Here is a 17408-nt window from a genome sequence, read left to right as displayed (position 1 = left end):
CCGCGCCCTGCTCCCGCAGCTAGCGATCTATCGCTCCACCAGCGTCTGTGGCAACAAAACGATTTGGTATCGAGGATCCGAGACCATGTCGGCCGGCTGCAGGTCGGCTGTCGCCGGGCCGGCCTCCTCGCCGAGGCCCGGGCATCCCGGGCCGTCCTGAGTGCAGAATTCAGCGAAATTCTCCGGGTTCAGATCGCTCATCAGGTCTCCACAACGGGGCTGAATATCCGATATAAACGGTTATATACGACACTGCGCGCCTAGGCCCCGACTCGGGCGCCGAGGGACGCCAGGACTTCACCGGCGGTGCGCCAGCCGCCGGCCATCGCCCCCTGCAGGGACGGGCTGTCGCGGTGGTCGCCGGCGACGAACAGGCCGTTGCCGAGCGCGACCGGTTTGCGCAGGGTGTTCTGCGGGACGCGGGCCGAGGGCAGGGCGTGCGGGATGCTGATCACTTCGAGCAGTTCCCAGTCGTCGGTCGGTACGCCGTACATCCGGGCCAGCTCGACGCGGATGACCGCTTCGGAGGCGCTGGACGGGGCGGAGACGCCGACCACCGACGCGGCGATCAGGCTGCGGCCGCTCGGGGCGTACTCCGGGGCGGCGTTGCTGAGCACCACCGTGTTGGCGATGATCTCCCGCCGGTCGCCGTCGAGCAGCAGGATCGGCTCGTCGATCGGTGCCTGGGCGGCGCCGAAGTAGAACGTGGTCAGCCCGTGCATGTCCGGCGTGGGCAGCTGCGGCAGCAGGGCAGAAGCGGTCACCGGGTCAGTCGCGACGATCACCGCGCGGCAGTGCACCTCGCCACCCTCGGTGACCACGAGGCCCGGGCCGACACTCAGTGTGCGCGCCCCGATCAGCAGTTGCGGGAACGGCAGCGGCCCGGCGATCGCGGCGGGCAGCGCGGCCATCCCGGCGGCCGGCACCCCGATCCGCCCGCGGGTGAACGACCGCAGCACCATCGCCGTGACGTGGCTGGAGGTGTCCAGCGACCGGTCGCCGAAGACACCGGAGAGGAACGGCCGCAACACCTCCTCGATGATCCGGTGCGAGAGGCCGGCTTTGCGGAGCATCTCCTGGGTGGTGGTCTCCGGCGCAGCCAGCAGCCGGGCGGCCGGTGTGGTGGCGCAGCGGGTGGCGAGCGCGGCGAACTTCAGCCGGTCGGTGAGCGAGCCGACCCCGGAGAGCAGGGTCTGCGGGGTGGTGAGCGGTTCACGCAGCGGGTTCTCCAGCCGGTGCAGCCCACCGCCGCGGCGCACCAGCACCCCGGAGGTGAAATACCGCATGTCCAGCGCGTCCACGTCGACCAGCGCGGAGAGCCTCGGGTAGGCGGTGTTCAGCACCTGGAAGCCGCGGTCCAGGTGCCAGCCGTCGATGACGTCGGTCGCGACCCGCCCGCCGACCCGGTCGGAGCCCTCGACCAGCAGCCAATCCACCCCGGCACGGTCCAGTCGGCGCGCGGCGGACAGCCCGGCGAGCCCGCCGCCGACAATCACGACGTCCACCTCAACCGGCTGCGACATAACCACCTCACTGACAGCGAACAACGCAGGCCTCAGCGTAACCGTGCACTCGGCGCCAAGGGACCAAAAGCGCCGGGGGCCCCAAAAACCCCAAGATCAAAACCTTTATCCGGTACGACCTGAGCACCCGTCCCAGTCCCCGCCCCCGCGACACGTCAACCCTCCATCGCGGCACGAATCCGGTCCCAGACGCTCCAGCAGCTCGGACAGCGGCACCGCCCGGTCCCGGCCGGCCACTCGCCGGAACGCCTGCCGCAGCACCGGCGCCACCCGCTCCCGGTCCTCCACCAGCCACTCCTCGATCGCGGTGAGCGCCACCGCCCGGATCGCCGCGACGTGATCAACCGCCCGCTCCACCAGGAACCACTCCTGTCCGGGCAGCAGTTCCGCGGCCATCCGTCGTACCGCCGCCTCCCGCACCCGCCCGTCCCGGTCCAGGGTGGCCAGCACCACGTCCAGCGCTCCGGCCGGAGTCCCGGGCACACCCGCGTCCGAGCTCTCCGCGTCCGGACGGCGGGCAGCATCGGCTCGCACCCGGTCGGCGGAGATCCGCAACTCTGCCGCCAGGTCGCCGCGGCGGGCGTGGAAGAACAGCGCGTCCAGGAGGTCCGGGCACCGGCCAAGTTCGGCGAGTTCCGCCGGGGCCAGCCAGCCCGGCGTGTCCTGCAGCACCCCGGCCAGACGTCGCACCCGCACCAGGTCGCGGCGCTCCACCCAGCCGGCGAAGTTCCGCACCGCGGTGACCGGGCGGTCCGTCGCCGGCGGCCGGTCCCGGCGGATCTCGACCACGCAGCCGTACAGCCCGCCGCCGAAGAGCAACACCCCGAGCAGCGCGAACGGGAGCGTCAGGAACGCGGCGGCACCACCCTCCCGCACCACGTCGACCGCCCACCAGAGGCACCCCGCGGCGAGGAACAGGCACAGCAGCGCCAGGCCGTAGGGACGACCGACGTGCTCGGCGCGGCGGGCGCGGCGCGGCGACCGGTCGGGGGTGGACCGATCGGGACTTCCGGGCGGGAACGGCACGCGCGGAACGTACGGGAAAAGATCTTTGTCGGCCAGGGAGTAACGGCGGACCTGGACCCGGAAACAACGAAGGCCCGCCGAAGCGGGCCTTGAAGTGGAGCTCCCCCGATTGGACTCGAACCAATAACCTGCCGGTTAACAGCCGGCTGCTCTGCCAATTGAGCTACAGGGGATCGTGCCGCCACCGGGTTTCCCTGGCAACGGAGAGAAGATTACACGATCGACCGGGTCTTGCGCGAAGGGGATACCCCGGCGGGTCACGCCGCGCCGGGACAAGGGCGCTGACCTGCCCTAACGTGTCGTGCAACTTCGGGCAACAGGTCGGAAACAGGGATAGAGGGAGTACCGGCGCGGCAGGATGGGTATGCACCTGGCAGACGCGCTTGCGTCACGACAACGGAAGGAGCCGCCATCATGCGCGGAAAGCTCTTGTTCCTCGGCGGTCTTGCGGCGGGCTTCGTCCTGGGTAGCCGGGCCGGTCGCGAGAAGTACGAAGAGATCCGGGCGAACGCCCAGAAGTTCTGGGAGCACCCGACGGTCCAGGAGGCCGCCGGCGTGGCGCAGGCCCAGGCGAACAAGCTCTACACCGAAGGCAAGGACAAGCTCCAGTCGTCCAAGCTCGGTGAGAAGCTCGGCACCACTTCCACCACCGGCACCGACAGCACGGACGAGCTGCTGGCCCCGACGGACTCCCTCTCCGGCACCAAGGGTCCCGGCAGCACCTACTGAACGCGCAACACCGCATACATGGCTGAGGCCGCCCCGGATCCGGGGCGGCCTCAGCCATGTATGCGCACCATCAGGGCGCGGTGCAGGGTTCGTGCTCCGGCACCAGACCGAGGCTGGTCAACTGCTCCAGCACGTACGTCAGGTCAGCCGCACCGGGCCCGGCCGTGTCGATCTCGATGTACTCGGTGCGGGCGGTGTCCGCGGCGAGCAGGTGGCGCAGCAGTGGCTGCCAGGCGACCGCCGGGTCGGTGATCCGCACAGTGATCACCGAGAGTCCCGCGTCGGTGAGCCGGTCGATGCCGTCCAGCGGGGCGGGCCAGTCGAGCGCCACCCGGGTCAGGTCCAGGCAGACGCCGAGCCGGTCCTTGTCCACCTTGGTCAGCGCGGTGACGGTCTGCTCCGGGGTGTCCAGGACGTACCCCGGTTCGGGCCGGAAGCCGCAGCGGACCGCGCGCCCGACCCGCCAGGCCAGGTCGGCGAGGCCGCCGGAGAGCCGGCGCAGGTGCCGGGCGCCGTCCCGCTCGTGTGCCTCGTCCCAGTCCTCCCGGCGACCCAGGCCGCAGGTGCTGATCGCGCCCCGGACCTCCTCGTCGGGCAGCATGTCGACGAGGATCCGGGCCAGCGCCAGGGTGTGCTGCAGGCGGGCCGGCTCGCTCCAGTCGGGCAGCGGGGCGATCGGTGCCGACGGCGTGCCGCTGCTTTCCGTCCCCGCCTGCGTCGTTTCCGCCTGGACGGGGGGCGCGCCGCCGCCCTCGGCGTCGGGCCCGCCGCTCAACGTGACGACTTCGAGGCCGTGGCGGTCGAGTTCGGCACGCAGCCGGGTGCGGGCACGCCCGTCGTCAACGAGGGCGGCGGCGAGCGGGTGGGACAGCCGGAGGGCGATCCCCAGTGTGCCCGAGGTGCCGGACAGGCCGGCCCGGAGCGCCGCGGCGGCCGCCTCGAGCGCCGTGAACGCATCGGCCGGGGTCAGCGCCTCGGTTAGGCTGACGCCGCAGGTGAGGTGCACTATGCGGCCGGAAGGATGTCGTAGCCGCATCAATTTCCTCCCGGGACGAGACCACCCGTGCAGGTGCACGTGCATCGGCGCGTGCTAACGGATCCAGTATGGACCATCCGCGGCACGACTCTTGATCCACCAGTACCCAGCCTCCGGGATGCCATGACCGCCTCCATCCTGGAATGTTCTGCCCTCCGATACGAGCGTGCGGCGTGACACGGATCATCGGCGTACTTGCCGTGCGACACGGTGACCGGCGGATTCATGATCAAAACCCGTCACCCGGATAGGTACTCGACGATCTCCGCGACCCGGGTGAGCAGCGGGTAGCAAGGTGCGGCGACATTCGAGAGAGCGTTTTCGGACGGCCAGATGCGTGCGCTATCTGAACAAATGGACATGCAACGTTCGACTGCTCGTGCGTACGCTCCGTGCCCCCGCACGCGGCAAATGCCTGCCTTGCCCTCCGGTCATCACCCCGGCGTGCCGGGACGGTCGCCGGAGGGTTAGCGACCGGCACGGCCGGGCACTGCGTCACCAGGTCGTATTCGCACGTCGCAGCGGGGAGGGCGGCGCGCGGCGACCGGCCGCTCCGCCCGAAGGGAAGCCCCGCATGAGACTCGGTCACCGCCCGGAAGGGCAGCACGACTCCGCATCCGACTCCGGCGCCCACGCCGACGCCCATTCCGACGCCCATTCCGACGCTCCTTCCGCCGCTCCTTCCGCCGCCCCTTCCGCCGGCCCTTCCGCCGCTCGGAAGCCCGGCGCTCCGGCGGCCGGTGACGACGATGCGGCCGCCCGGAAGCGTGGCAGTAACGACTTCGATCTGGCCGCGGCGAGCACCACCGACGTCGGCGGCACCCGGAAACCCGGCAACCGCACCGGGGCCGGGCCGGACGACGGCCCGGACAAGCCGTCCCAGCTGCGTGCCAAGGGCCTGTTCGCCGCGGTGAAACGGGCCTTCAAGCAGTTCTCCGAGGACAACGTCTCGGACTGGGCCGCCGCACTCACCTACTACGGCGTCCTGTCGATCTTCCCGGGCGTCCTGGTGATCGTCTCGGTGCTCGGCATGCTCGGCGACACCGGGCAGCGGACCGTTCAGGACGCGGTCGGCCAGATCACCCCCAGCGGCGAGATGCGCGACATGGTCAACACGGTGCTCGACCAGGTGCAGGGCACCGGGAACGCCGGGCTCGCCGCGATCCTCGGTCTGCTCGTCGCGTTCTGGTCGGCATCCGGGTACATCGCCGCGTTCATGCGCGCCTCGAACGCCATCTACGACGTGCCGGAGGGCCGGCCGATCTGGAAGACCCTGCCGATCCGGGTCGGTGTCACCGCGATCGTCGGCGTGATGCTGATCGCCTCCGCGGCCATCGTCGTGTTCACCGGCGATCTGGCCCGGGTGGTCGGCGAGAAGATCGGTCTCGGCGACGCGGCCGTGTTGACCTGGAACATCGCCAAGTGGCCGGTGCTGGTGATCCTGGTGAGCCTGATGTTCGCGATCCTGTACTGGGCCTCGCCGAACGCCAAGACCGGCGGCTTCCGCTGGGTCAGCCCGGGCGGCATCTTCGCGGTGCTGCTCTGGGTGATCGCCTCCGGCGGCTTCGCCATCTACCTGGCGAACTTCGCCAACTACAACAAGACGTACGGCACCCTCGGCGGTGTCATCGCCTTCCTGGTCTGGCTCTGGATCTCCAACATGGCCATCATGCTCGGCGCCGAGCTGGACGCCGAGCTGGAACGCGGCCGGGCCATCGCGGCCGGCCACCCGGCCGACGAGGAGCCGTTCCTGGAGCTCCGCGACACCCGCAAGCTCAAGAAGGGCTCCGAACACGGCCTGAGCCAGGGCTGACCACTCCGGCGCCGACCGACCGAGCACGGGGCTGCCGGCCGGCGCCGGCCCCGCGCACAGTGTGTGGGGAGTTGGGGCGCGCTGCGCGCCCCAACTCCCCACACATCGTCGCTTCAACCCCTACGTGGGGACTTTCGGTGCGGAGCACACCCAAACTCCCCACACATCGTCGCTTCAAGCCCTACGTGGGGACTTTCGGTGCGGAGCACACCGAAAGTCCCCACGTACGGTGGGTTACTTGCAGAGGAGTTTGGTCATGCGGTGGCCGGCGATGGTGAGGCCGATGGCGAACAGGGCCAACAGGTAGAGGACGTCGATCAGCTGGGGCCAGCCGACCGAGCCCAGGCTGATGCCGCGGATCAGGTCGACCGAGCGGTACAGCGGGGACAGCTCGACCAGCCAGCGCAGCACCAGCGGATAGCCGGTGGCCGGGACGAACGTGCCGGAGAACAGGAACAGGGCGAACTGACCGGCGCCGATCAGGTCGAAGTCCTGCCAGCTGCGGATCACCGTGGACGTCATCATGCCGAGCGCGCCGAAGGCGAAGCCGACCAGGACCGTGGCCGGGAACGTGGCGAGCGCCCGCAGCGGCGTGGTCAGATCCATCGCCACCATGATGGCCAGGAACGCCACCGAGTAGATGTTGCCGCGGATCATCGCCCAGGCCAGCTCGCCGAGCGCGATCTCGAACGGCCGGATCGGCGTGGCCAGCATGCCGTCGTACAGCCGCATGAACTTCATCTTGCCGAAGAAGTTGAAGGTGGTCTCGGAGAGCGCCCCGCTCATCGCCGACGACGCCAGCATGGCCGGTGCGACGAACTCGGTGTAGGTCACCAGCCGGCCGCCGGGCAGCTCGATGTCGCCGATCAGGGCGCCGACCCCGACACCGATCGAGAACAGGTAGAGCACCGGCTCCAGGAAGCCGCCGAGCATCACCACCCAGTACGCCGAGCGCAGCGCCGTGACGTTGCGCTCGGCGACCGACGCGGACCGGCGGCCGGCGCCCTCGAAGGACACCAGTTTCGGCAGGACCATGGTCAGCACGACGTCACCACTCCGCTCATCTCAGACCACCAGCCGGCGCTGGAACCGCCAGTGCGCCAGGAACCAGCCCGCCACGCACCAGAGGATCAGGTAGAGCAGGTGCCCCAGCCCGGCCAGGCCGGGGTTCAGCCCGAGCGTGGCGGCCCGGGTCAGGTCCACCGCGTGCCAGAGCGGCAACGCCCAGGCCACCCAGAGCAGCGGGTCGGGCAGCGAGTCGATCGGGAAGAACACCCCGGAGAACAGCGACATCGGCAGCACCGCGAAACGGAACAGGATCGCCAGGTAGCTGTCGCTCGGGATGCTCGCCGTATAGGCCATCGCCGGGGCCGCGGAGGCGAAGCCGATCAGCACCGAGAGCGGCAGGACGGCCAGCGCCCACGGTGACCGCAGCGTCCCGAAGGCCGCCGCGACCAGCACGAACGCCGAGACGCTGACCAGCACCCGGAACATCATGAAGGCCAGGTGACCGCCCAGCACGTCGGCCACCCGGAGCGGGGCGGCGGCCTGCCCGAAATACGACCGGACCCACTCGAAGCCGCTCAGCACCGGCCAGGTGGCCTCGCCGAACGCGGTCTGCAGCGCGGTCGAGGCGATCAGGCCGGGGACGATCCAGTCCAGGTAGGCCGTGCCGTCGACGCCGGTCGTCACGTAACCGCCGACGCCCAGCCCGAAGCCGAGCATGGTCAGCAGCGGCAGCACCATCGTCGAGAGCGCGCTCGACCGCCAGGTGCGCCGGTAGTTGACCAGGTGGTACTCCAGCACATACGCCGCAGGGGTCATCTCAGTCCACCAGGGTGCGGCCGGTGAGGTGGAGGAAGACGTCCTCCAGGCCGGCCCGGCGAACCAGGGCGCTGGCCGGGCTCAGCGAGCGCCGGTGCACCTCGGCCAGGGCGTCGTCGCCGTCGGCGACGTAGAGCAGGATGCGGTCCGGCAGGACCTCGGTCCGGTCGCCGATGCCGTCGAGCTTCGACGCGTACGCACCCTGGTCCTCGGTCGGGAACCGCAGCTCGACCACCTCCCGGGTGGAGTGCTGCTCGATCAGCGACCGGGGTGAGCCCTCGGCCACGATCTTGCCGCCGTCCATCACCACCAGCCGGTCGCAGAGCTGCTCGGCCTCGTCCATGTAGTGCGTGGTCAGCACGAGCGTCACGCCCTGCTGCTTGAGCCGGAACAGCCGCTCCCAGACCAGGTGCCGGGCCTGCGGGTCGAGGCCGGTGGTCGGCTCGTCGAGCAGCACGATGTCGGGCTCGTTGACCAGTGCCCGGGCGATCGTCAGCCGGCGTTTCATCCCGCCGGAGAGCGGCTCGACCTTGCTGCCTGCGCGCTCGCCCAGCTGCACGAAGTCGAGCAGCTCGTCGGCACGGCGGCGGGCGGTGGCGCGCGGGATGCCGAAGAACCGCGCGTACGTCGTGAGGTTCTCCCGGACGGTCAGCTCGACATCCAGGTTGTCGAGCTGGGGGCAGACGCCGAGCCTGGCCCGGATCCGCGGGCCGTCGCGCAGCGGATCCATGTCGAGGATCCGCAGCACCCCGTCGGTGGGTGGTGACACGCACCCGATCATCCGCATGGTGGAGCTCTTGCCGGCGCCGTTCGGCCCCAGGAAGCCGAACGCCTCACCGGGCTGCACGTCGACGTCGATGCCGTCGACAGCGGTGAAGTCGCCGAACCGTTTTATCAATCCGCGGGCGTGGATGAGGGAAGGCACATCCGCAGACCTTACGGAGGGGGTGCGACAGAATTCCGTGCGACGTCCACCAACGCGTCGGTCGCCTCGATCACCGCGGGCCAGTCCACCCAGCTTCCGGCGTCGTAGCGGACCGCCCAGCTCAGCCCGTCCCGCCCGCTGACCCGGCGGCCGACCACCCGCACCGCACCACGCTCCAGCTCGTGGTGCGTGGTGTACGCCACCGACCGGGTCACCCGGGACCGCACCTGGTCGGGGACCTCCCCCGGCTCCAGCAGCAGATAGGTCACGGCGGGGCCGTCCACCAGCACGGTGTAGCCGTCCCGCTCCTCGGCCGGCTCGGCCGGGGTGATCCGCAGCTCCCGCCCGGACCAGGCGGCCTTGTGGATCTCGTGCCAGCCCAGCCGGTCGGCGGCGCCGGGCAGCCAGAGCCCCCGGTTCGTCGCGACCAGCACACCGCCCTGCTCACAGCCGCACCAGGCGATCACCCGCTCCTCCGCCTCGAGCGGGGGCCGGGACGAGGCCGGGAGGGCGGGTCGTCGTCGGAAGAGCTTCACATGCCACCTGCCGCCTGATCGCGCAGGGCTCGGGCCTGCTGTTCCAGCGAGAAGAGCTCCCCGGCGAGAGCGAGGTACTGGTCCTTGTGGGTGACCGGGTTGAGCCGCTGCACCTTGGACTTGAGATCGCGGATCCGGGTGGTCACCGCCGCGCCCTGCAACCGGGCCAGGGTGACCTGGACATACCGCGGGTCGACCACGCCGTCGGTGCGCAGCGGCTCCACCGCCAGCTCGCTGACCAGCCCCTGCGCGCCCAGGTCGGCGCAGGAGTCGCGGACCTTCTCGATCCAGACCACGCCGCCGGTCGCCGAGGACGCCCCGCCGGCCTGCTCCACCGCCTCCCGCAGCGCGGCCAGCACCGGGTCGGCGTAGTTCTCCGCGCCGAGCGCGTCGAACATCGGGCCGGCCAGCACCGGTTCCTGCAGCGCCAGTTTCAGCGCCTCCCGCTCGACCAGCCGCTGAGGTGACTCGGCCGAACCCTGCCGGGGGGCCCGCGCCTCGGTCGCCTCGCCACGGGCCGCGTTCTGCACCGCCCGCTGCACCGGTTCCAGGTCCATGCCGAGGTCGCCGGCGAGCTTCCGGGCGTACTCCGGACGTTTTTCCCTGTCTTTGATCTTGGCCACCAGCGGCGCCGCGCGGCGCATGGCCTCGACCCGGCCCTCGACGGTGTCCAGATCGAACTTGCTGATGGTGTGCCGCAGCGCGAAGTCGACGAGCGGCTCGCGGCCCGCGATCATGTCGCGGACCGCGAGGTCACCGCGGGTCAGGCGCAGGTCGCAGGGGTCCATGTTGTCCGGGCTGACGGCGATGAAGGTACGCCCGACGAAGCGCTGGTCCTCCTCGAACGCCCGCAGCGCCGCCTTCTGCCCGGCCGCGTCCCCGTCGAACGTGTAGATGATCTCGCCGGTGAAGCTGTCGCTGTCCATCAGCAGCCGGCGCAGCACGTTGATGTGATCGACGCCGAACGCGGTGCCGCAGGTGGCCACCGCGGTCGGCTCGCCGGCCTCGTGACAGGCCATCACGTCGGTGTAGCCCTCGACGATCACCGCCCGGCCGCGCTTGGCGATCTCGCGTTTGGCGTGGTCGATGCCGTAGAGCACGTGCGACTTCTTGTAGAGCGGGCTCTCCGGGGTGTTCAGGTACTTCGGGCCGTCGTCGTCGTCGAAGAGCTTGCGCGCGCCGAACCCGATCACCTCACCGCCGAGGTCCCGGATCGGCCAGAGCAGCCGGCGGCGGAACCTGTCGATCAGCGAGCCGGAGCGGGCCGTCTTGGCCAGCCCGGCGGTGGTCAGCTCCTCGCCGGTGAAGCCCTGCATCCGCAGGTGCTTGCTGAGCGCGTCCCAGGAGTCCGGCGCGAAGCCGCAGCCGTATTTCTCCGCGGCGTCCCGGCCGAAGCCCCGCTCGGCGAGGAACTCGCGGGCCTTGCGCGCGCCGGGCGAGCCGAGCTGCTCACGGTAGAAGTCGACGGCCGAGGCATGCGCGGCGATCAGCCGCTGCCGCTGCCCGGCCTGCGGGCGCGGACCGGACGGCGCCGAGCCGTCGCTGGTGTCGTACCGCAGCTGGATGCCGGCCTTGCCGGCCAGCCGCTCCACCGACTCGATGAACGACAGGTGCTCGGCGTCCATCAAGAACTTGATCGCGTCGCCACCCTGGCCACAGCCATGGCAAAAATAGACGCCTCTCGATGGGGAGACGTTGAAGGACGGTGTCTTCTCGTCGTGGAAGGGGCAGAGCCCCTTCAGGTTGCCGCCGCCCGCCGAGCGCAGCGTCACCGTCTCACTGACCACGTCGGCGATCGAGGTCCGGTCACGGACCAGTGCGATGTCCTCGTCCTTGACCCTGCCCGCCACGGCATACATCCTGCCTCGCCCGGGCGCCGGTCCGCCAGCAGGGTCCGGGCGCGCCGTCAGGAGAACGAGCCGACCAGGGTCCGGTGCCAGGCCACGGCGGTGTGGTCGGTGAGCGACGCCACCTGATCGACGATCACGCGCAGGGCTTCGGCGTCGGTCGCGGCGGCCGCATGCTGCGGCCCGAAGAGCGGATCCAACCTCTCCGGGGTACGACTGAACGCCTCGACGAGTTCCACGATGATCGTGCGCTGCTGCTCGTACCAGTGCTCGGCGGCCCGGGTGCGCATCACGTACCGGAACGCCATGCCCTTGAGCAGCGCGCACTGGTTGCGGACGGTACGCGGGACGACCAGGTCGGCGGCGTAGCGGCGCATCGGGTCGGTGCCGTACTGGCTGTGTGTGGCGCCGACCGCGGAGGAGACGAACCGGCCGGTCAGCACACTGGTCATCCGTTTCAGGGTGATCTGCGCGCCGTACGAGCCGTCGTAGTCGCCGACGACCGCCACCGCCGGGTCGGCCAGCAGGTGGTCGAGGGCCTCGCCGAGCTGGTCGGCGGTCTCGTCGGAGTACGTCGCGGCCACGTCCGCGCACAGCTCGGCGCGTTCGGCCGGGTCGCGCAGCAGCGGGCCGAGCGCGAGGTAGCCGCCGTGCACGCCGTCCTCGACGTCGTGCACCGAGTAGGCCACGTCGTCGGCCCAGTCCATCACCTGGGCCTCCAGGCAGCGCCGGTCATCGTCGCGGTCGCCGCGCATCCAGGTGAAGACCGGCTCGTCGTCGGCGTAGACCCCGAACTTGCGGGTGCCGGGCCGGCGGAACCACGGGTACTTGGCGCAGGCGTCCAGGGAGGCGCGGGTCAGGTTGAGGCCGGCGCCGGGCACCTTGGCCTCCAGCCGGCTGAGCACCCGCAGGGTCTGCGCGTTGCCCTCGAACCCGCCGCAGGACTGGGCGACCTGGTCGAGGGCGGCCTCGCCGTTGTGCCCGAACGGCGGGTGGCCGATGTCGTGGGCCAGGCCGGCGACGTCCACCACGTCCGGGTCGCAGCCCAGCCGGGTGCCCATCTCCCGGGAGATCTGGGCGACCTCGAGGGAGTGCGTCAACCTGGTACGCAGGAAGTCGTCGGACCCGGCGGTGTGCACCTGCGTCTTGGCCGCCAGCCGGCGGAAGCCGGCCGAGTGCAGCACCCTGGCCCGGTCCCGCTGGTACGGGGTCCTGGCGTAGCCGCTGTCCTTGGCGGGCTCGGATGCCCAGCGCTGGGCGTCGAAGGCCGTCATGTGATCACCCTAAGCCGGTTGTCCGGGTTGCCGATGGGTAGCGGTGGAGTCCGTTTCTCGCCGTCATGGCGTCACGATCGTCGCCCGCCTCGGAATCATGGGCGGTGCCGGTCTCCTGTCGGTCGCCCTGGTGACCGGGTTCGCGATGCGCAATGCCGCCGACCAGTCCGCGGCCAACCAGGAGATCGCCGCGGTCAGCGAGGCGATGAGCGACCAGTGGAACGCCGACATGATGCACGACGCGCTCCGCGCCGACGTGATGGCGGCGATGTACGCGACGACCGCGGAGATGCGCGCCACGTTCGCCGTCGACGAGGTCGCCGACCACGGGCAGACCATGCTCGCCATGTACGACGATGCCACGGCACTGGCCCCGGCAAGCCTGAAGTCAGACTATTCGGCCACCCGGGCCTCGGTGGTGGACTACACCAAGGCCGCCATCGACCTGGTCGCGCTGGCCGGAACCGATCATCGCGCCGCGGCGGCGGGCCTGTCCGGCTTCCTGGAGGTCTACTCGGCACTGGAGGAGAAGCTCGGCTCCCTGGACGAGCGGATGTACGCCGAGGTCAAATCCGCCGCCGCGCAGGGCGCCGAGGCGTCCTCGACCAGCAACCGGTTCATCGTGCTGGCCGCGCTGCTGGCCGCCCTGATCACCGCGGCCGCCTGCGCGCTGACCGTCCGCGCCGTGCGCCGGCCGCTGCGCGGGATGCTCGACGCCCTGCGCGCGCTGGCCCGGCGTGACCTGACCGTCCGCGCCCCGGTGATCAACCAGGACGAGCTGGGCGAGATGGCGATCGCGCTGAACGAGGCGACCACCGTGCTGCAGGGCACCGTCGCGGCGACCGCCGACCGGGTGAACGTGCTCACCCAGGCCAGTACCGAGCTGCAGGCCCTGGCCGGCACGCTGGACCAGTCGGCCGAGCAGACCTCGGCACAGGCGCGCCGCGCCGACTCCTCGGCCGGGAACGTCTCCGGGTCGGTGACCGACATGATGACCGCGACCGGGGAGCTGTCCGCGTCGATCCGGGAGATCTCCCGGCAGACCGCGGCCGCGACGGCCACCACGAACGAGGCGACCACCGGCGCGAACCGGACCGCGCAGGCGGTGGCCAAGCTCAGCGAGGCGAGCCGGGAGGTGGGCGACATCGTGCGGATGATCACGAAGATCGCCGCGCAGACGAACCTGCTGGCGCTGAACGCGACGATCGAGGCGGCCCGGGCCGGCACCGCGGGCAAGGGGTTCGCGGTGGTCGCCACCGAGGTCAAGGACCTGGCTCAGGAGACCACCCAGGCGACCGCGGACATCACCGCGAAGATCCAGACGATCCAGGAGATGACCACCAGCACGGCCGAGGCGATCCAGGCGATCGCCTCGGTGATCACCCGGATCGACGACGGGCAGCGGACCATCGCGGCCGCGGTCGACCAGCAGTCGGCCACCACCGACCAGCTGGCCCGCAACGTCGGGGCGGTGTCCTCGGCGGCCAGCGAGATCAGCGGCACGGTCTCGCACATCAGCACGTCCAGCGCGAACACCGCGGAGGGCGCGAACACCACCCGGCACTCGGCCGAGTTGGTCAGCGGCGCGGCCGGCGAGATCCGTACGCTGATCAGCGAGTTCCGGTACTGATCAGCGGCCGGGCGGCACTTCGTGCGCTGCTCAACGGCTGGCCAGCACACAGAACTCGTTGCCCTCGGGGTCGGCCAGCACCACCCAGGACACGTCACGCTGCCCGATGTCGACCGGCCGGGCACCCATGTTCACCAGGCGCTCCACCTCGTTGCCCTGATCGTCCGGGCGCAGGTCCAGGTGCAGCCGGTTCTTGCCCTTGCGGACGTCGGTGACCGGGGTGAACAGCAGGCCGGGCAGTTCGTCCGGTCGGCGCCGGATCTCCACGTCGCCGGCGTCCTCGTCGACGATCTGGTAGCCGAGCGCCTCGGCCCACCAGGCCGCGAGCCGGGCGGGATCCTCCGCGTCCACCACGACCTGCTCCCAGCGACTGGGCATGCGACCTCCAGAATATCGACGTGTGACGATCAGATTACGCGACTCCGGCGGGTGACCCCGGGGGTCCGACGCACCGGCCGTGCGACGACGGCACTCGATGACTGCCGCAGGATGACGATCCGTGATTCCCGTTCACCGGTACGGCCCACCCGGCCTGCACCGGTCCGCGCGATGCCGCGTCAGCGCCGCACCCGGGCCCGGATACCGCGCACTCGACCATGACGCACAACGCGTGCGACTTGTAGCCGCAGGGTCACCGGAGGATGGCCCACGGTGGCGGGGTACGGCGATGGGTCGAACGTCACCGGACATCTGACATCTGACTGAACACGGCCGGGCGACGAAACCCGGTAGCAGCGCTGAGGAGAGATGTGCCCGGCGTCGATCACTGCCTACAGGAGGCCATGACGATTCCTGGCGCCGTCGGAGCCAGCATCGTCGACTACACCACGGGCTTTCCGGTCGCCACGACCGGAGCCGCCCCCAATGCCGATCACGAGGGCGCGGCGGCCGGAACCGCGGAGGTGGTCCAGGCCGCGAACAGCCGGTCGCTGTTCGTCTCGGCCATCCCGCACGACCTGCTCGAAGACCTGATCATCACGACCGCCGGGGGCTACCACCTCCTGCGCGTCGTCCAGACCGAATTCGACAGCCGCCTGGTGCTCTACGTCTGGCTGGACCGGGTGCGCGGCAACCTCGCCGTGGCCCGCCGCAAGATGCAGCGCCTCGCCGACGAACTCGTCGCGTCATGACCAACGCACGCACCAGTGAGGAGTAACGGTGGCCGCCACGAAGACCGCCGCGCCCGGCGATCTGCTCGCGCAGATCGCTGACGAGCGGCAGACCGGAGCGCTGGTGGTGGGCGGCCATCCCGGCGGCGCGGTCTACGTCTTCGAGGGCCGGGTCATCTACGCCGAGTCGCCGGCCGCGCCCGGGGTCGGCGAGCTGCTCACCTCGTCCGGCCGGCTGGCCGGGCGTACCTGGCAGAACGCGCTGGACCTGGGCACCTCGACCGCCCGGGTCGGCCGCCTGCTCGTCGAACAGGGACATCTCACCCAGGGGGAGCTGGAGCTGTGCGTGCTGGGTGCGACCTACGACGCGGCGTACTTCGTGCTGGCCGCGGGGACCGGGCCGGTCGAGTTCCTGCCGTCCGCGACGCACTGGCTGGGCCCGGTGGTGCACATCGACACGGCGGCGGTGCTGCGCGAGGTGCGCCGGCGGGTGAAACTGCTCGACGACATCATCCCGAACACGCGGATCGACACCGCGCCGGTCACCCCGGTGGCCCGGCCGCCCCGGGAACGGGTCACGGTCACCGCGCTGCAGTGGGAGCTGCTGATCCACGCGGACGGCCAGCGCACCCCGGCCGACCTGGCTCTGCTGCTGGGGCGCGCCGGATACGCGACGATCCAGGAACTGCGGCGGCTCGCGGCGCTGGGACTCATCGAACTGCCCGAGGTACGCGTACCGGAGAACTCGGACTTCGTGCGTCTGCCCCAGCACCGGCGCGAGGTGGCGCCGGTGAGCCGCCCCGCGCCGGCGACCGCGGAGGCCCCGGTCGTACCGGTGATCAGCGGACCGGCACCGGACCGGCACCCGCCGCCGGACAGCGGACCTCCCTCCGGCGCTCCCCCGCCGGCCGCGACGCTCCCGCCGCCGGCGCCGCCACCCGGGGAGGGCAACACCGGGCCGAACCGGCTCCCCCGGCTGGCGCGCCGCAAACCCGGCGCGAAGCTGCCGAAGGAGCTCGCCGGCATCCCGGACCCGCCGGTGCACCAGGGCACCGACGAGGTCCTGCTCAAACGCATACGCACCGCATTGAGGGCACTGCGGTGACGCGCGCACCCCCGATATGGAGAAGGAGCGTCCGAGGATGACGGTGGACCCGGCGGTACTCGACGAGCTCGGCCGCCTGCGCAGCAGGTTGCCGGAGCTGTCCGGCAGCGTCCTGGCCACCGCCGACGGGCTGGTCGTCGCGCACGACTCGCACGGCATCGAACCGGACACCCTGGCGGCTCTCGCCGCGGCGCACCTGGCGCTGGCGCGCCGGTTCGCGCACGCGGTCAACCACGGTGAGTTGCGGGAGTCCGTCGTCGAGTGCGACGGCGGATACATCACCTCGTACACCGCCGGGCCGAACGCCCTGCTCACCGTGGTCACCTCGGGTGACGCGAACCTCGCCATGGTGCACCTGGAGGCCCGGCGCTGCGTACGCCGGATCGTCAAGCTCATGGCCCTGGAGACCGCACAGCACCGGCACCTGCGACCGGAGATCCCGCAACAGACCGGTCCCTCGACGGCACCGCTGGCTCGGCGGAACCCGCTGGCCAACCTGTCGAACGCTCCGCGCCACCGCACCACGGCCGGATGAACCGGCAGACCTAACGCGGCATCCGCCGCACCCCACCGGCACCGCCGACCGACGGCGGGCCGCCATCCCACCGCACTGGAGGAACGAATCCCATGCCCGATATGGACACCGCACTCAAAGAGATCATGGAGATCGACGGCTGCATCGGCGTCGCTCTCGTGGACCACACCAGCGGCATGGCCCTGGGCACCGTCGGCGGCGGCAAGGAACTCGACCTGACCGTCGCCGCGGCCGGCAACACCGACGTGGTCCGGGCGAAGCTGCGCGCGATGGAGATGCTCAACCTCTCCGAGAAGATCGAGGACATCCTCATCACGCTGGAAACCCAGTACCACATGATCCGACCGCTCACGAGCCGGCAGGGGAAGGGGCTGTTCCTCTACGTGGCGCTGCGCCGGGACCGGTCGAACCTGGCCATGGCCCGCCACCAGCTGCGCCGCGTCGAGAACGACCTCGACGTCTGATCCCCGTCGTGTAGACCGTGACCGCCACCCCC

General features: G+C 70.9%; 18 protein-coding genes and 1 tRNA gene. 7 read left to right on the top strand and 12 right to left on the bottom strand.

Annotation, left to right across the window (positions count from 1 at the left end; all coding sequences use genetic code 11):
* Window positions 1-27: 27 nt before the first annotated feature.
* The 4 genes from Apa02nite_RS03960 to Apa02nite_RS03945 all read right to left on the bottom strand — a co-directional run bounded on the left by Apa02nite_RS03960 (window position 28) and on the right by Apa02nite_RS03945 (window position 2722).
* A complete protein-coding gene (locus tag Apa02nite_RS03960; protein WP_198170435.1) occupies window positions 28-201 on the bottom strand; it encodes a hypothetical protein in 174 nt (57 codons plus the stop codon).
* Window positions 202-260: 59 nt separating this feature from the next.
* Entirely contained in the window at window positions 261-1523 is a 1263-nt protein-coding gene (locus Apa02nite_RS03955; protein WP_203823881.1) for an NAD(P)/FAD-dependent oxidoreductase, read from the bottom strand.
* Between the two features lie 105 nt (window positions 1524-1628).
* Entirely contained in the window at window positions 1629-2549 is a 921-nt protein-coding gene (locus tag Apa02nite_RS03950; RefSeq protein ID WP_203823880.1) for a hypothetical protein, read from the bottom strand.
* Window positions 2550-2649: 100 nt separating this feature from the next.
* A tRNA-Asn gene (locus tag Apa02nite_RS03945) sits at window positions 2650-2722 on the bottom strand.
* A 241-nt stretch (window positions 2723-2963) separates the two neighbouring features.
* Here Apa02nite_RS03945 and Apa02nite_RS03940 point away from each other — a divergent pair.
* The gene (locus tag Apa02nite_RS03940) at window positions 2964-3278 is read left to right on the top strand and encodes a hypothetical protein (protein WP_203823879.1); all 315 of its coding nucleotides are present in this window, start codon (window positions 2964-2966) and stop codon (window positions 3276-3278) included.
* 70 nt (window positions 3279-3348) lie between these two features.
* Here Apa02nite_RS03940 and Apa02nite_RS03935 read toward each other — a convergent pair whose 3' ends face one another.
* Entirely contained in the window at window positions 3349-4314 is a 966-nt protein-coding gene (locus tag Apa02nite_RS03935; protein ID WP_203823878.1) for an IolE/MocC family protein, read from the bottom strand.
* A gap of 574 nt (window positions 4315-4888) precedes the next feature.
* Here Apa02nite_RS03935 and Apa02nite_RS03930 point away from each other — a divergent pair.
* Entirely contained in the window at window positions 4889-6127 is a 1239-nt protein-coding gene (locus tag Apa02nite_RS03930) for a YihY/virulence factor BrkB family protein (protein WP_239164103.1), read from the top strand.
* 234 nt (window positions 6128-6361) lie between these two features.
* On the opposite strand, the gene Apa02nite_RS03925 is transcribed toward Apa02nite_RS03930, so the two are convergent.
* The 6 genes from Apa02nite_RS03925 to Apa02nite_RS03900 are packed head-to-tail and all read right to left on the bottom strand — an operon-like array spanning window position 6362 to window position 12533.
* Window positions 6362-7171 (bottom strand): ABC transporter permease, encoded by an 810-nt coding sequence (locus tag Apa02nite_RS03925; protein WP_203823877.1) that lies wholly within the window; start codon window positions 7169-7171, stop codon window positions 6362-6364.
* Between the two features lie 21 nt (window positions 7172-7192).
* Window positions 7193-7951 carry an ABC transporter permease gene (locus Apa02nite_RS03920; protein WP_203823876.1) on the bottom strand — a complete coding sequence of 253 codons (759 nt, stop codon included), beginning with the start codon at window positions 7949-7951 and terminating at the stop codon, window positions 7193-7195.
* A 1-nt stretch (window position 7952) separates the two neighbouring features.
* Window positions 7953-8876 (bottom strand): ABC transporter ATP-binding protein, encoded by a 924-nt coding sequence (locus Apa02nite_RS03915; protein ID WP_203823875.1) that lies wholly within the window; start codon window positions 8874-8876, stop codon window positions 7953-7955.
* Between the two features lie 11 nt (window positions 8877-8887).
* Window positions 8888-9412, bottom strand: coding sequence for a hypothetical protein (locus Apa02nite_RS03910; RefSeq protein WP_203823874.1), 525 nt, complete (start codon window positions 9410-9412; stop codon window positions 8888-8890).
* Window positions 9409-11271, bottom strand: coding sequence for a DNA primase (gene dnaG / locus Apa02nite_RS03905; RefSeq protein WP_203823873.1), 1863 nt, complete (start codon window positions 11269-11271; stop codon window positions 9409-9411). The genes Apa02nite_RS03910 and dnaG overlap by 4 nt, the downstream gene beginning before the upstream one ends.
* Before the next feature lie 47 nt (window positions 11272-11318).
* Complete coding sequence (locus tag Apa02nite_RS03900; protein ID WP_203823872.1) at window positions 11319-12533, bottom strand: deoxyguanosinetriphosphate triphosphohydrolase; 1215 nt, start codon at window positions 12531-12533, stop codon at window positions 11319-11321.
* 97 nt (window positions 12534-12630) lie between these two features.
* Here Apa02nite_RS03900 and Apa02nite_RS03895 point away from each other — a divergent pair, with 97 nt between their 5' ends.
* On the top strand, window positions 12631-14163 hold the full coding sequence (locus tag Apa02nite_RS03895; RefSeq protein ID WP_239164102.1) for a methyl-accepting chemotaxis protein: 1533 nt from the start codon (window positions 12631-12633) through the stop codon (window positions 14161-14163).
* Window positions 14164-14193: 30 nt separating this feature from the next.
* On the opposite strand, the gene Apa02nite_RS03890 is transcribed toward Apa02nite_RS03895, so the two are convergent.
* Window positions 14194-14541 carry a VOC family protein gene (locus Apa02nite_RS03890; protein ID WP_203823870.1) on the bottom strand — a complete coding sequence of 116 codons (348 nt, stop codon included), beginning with the start codon at window positions 14539-14541 and terminating at the stop codon, window positions 14194-14196.
* A gap of 371 nt (window positions 14542-14912) precedes the next feature.
* On the opposite strand from Apa02nite_RS03890, the gene Apa02nite_RS03885 reads away from it, so the two are divergent.
* The 4 genes from Apa02nite_RS03885 to Apa02nite_RS03870 all read left to right on the top strand — a co-directional run bounded on the left by Apa02nite_RS03885 (window position 14913) and on the right by Apa02nite_RS03870 (window position 17376).
* Window positions 14913-15293 (top strand): roadblock/LC7 domain-containing protein, encoded by a 381-nt coding sequence (locus Apa02nite_RS03885; protein ID WP_067683904.1) that lies wholly within the window; start codon window positions 14913-14915, stop codon window positions 15291-15293.
* Between the two features lie 28 nt (window positions 15294-15321).
* Complete coding sequence (locus Apa02nite_RS03880; protein WP_203823869.1) at window positions 15322-16377, top strand: DUF4388 domain-containing protein; 1056 nt, start codon at window positions 15322-15324, stop codon at window positions 16375-16377.
* A 37-nt stretch (window positions 16378-16414) separates the two neighbouring features.
* Window positions 16415-16912: a roadblock/LC7 domain-containing protein gene (locus Apa02nite_RS03875; RefSeq protein WP_067683909.1), complete on the top strand. Its 498-nt coding sequence runs from the start codon at window positions 16415-16417 to the stop codon at window positions 16910-16912.
* Between the two features lie 92 nt (window positions 16913-17004).
* The gene (locus Apa02nite_RS03870) at window positions 17005-17376 is read left to right on the top strand and encodes a hypothetical protein (protein WP_067683912.1); all 372 of its coding nucleotides are present in this window, start codon (window positions 17005-17007) and stop codon (window positions 17374-17376) included.
* Window positions 17377-17408: the final 32 nt, after the last annotated feature.

The sequence above is a fragment of the Actinoplanes palleronii genome, assembly GCF_016862315.1.
Lineage (GTDB): Bacteria > Actinomycetota > Actinomycetes > Mycobacteriales > Micromonosporaceae > Actinoplanes > Actinoplanes palleronii.
The sequence above is the reverse complement of the archived record's forward strand: the minus strand, read 5'-3'. Positions and strand labels throughout refer to the sequence as shown.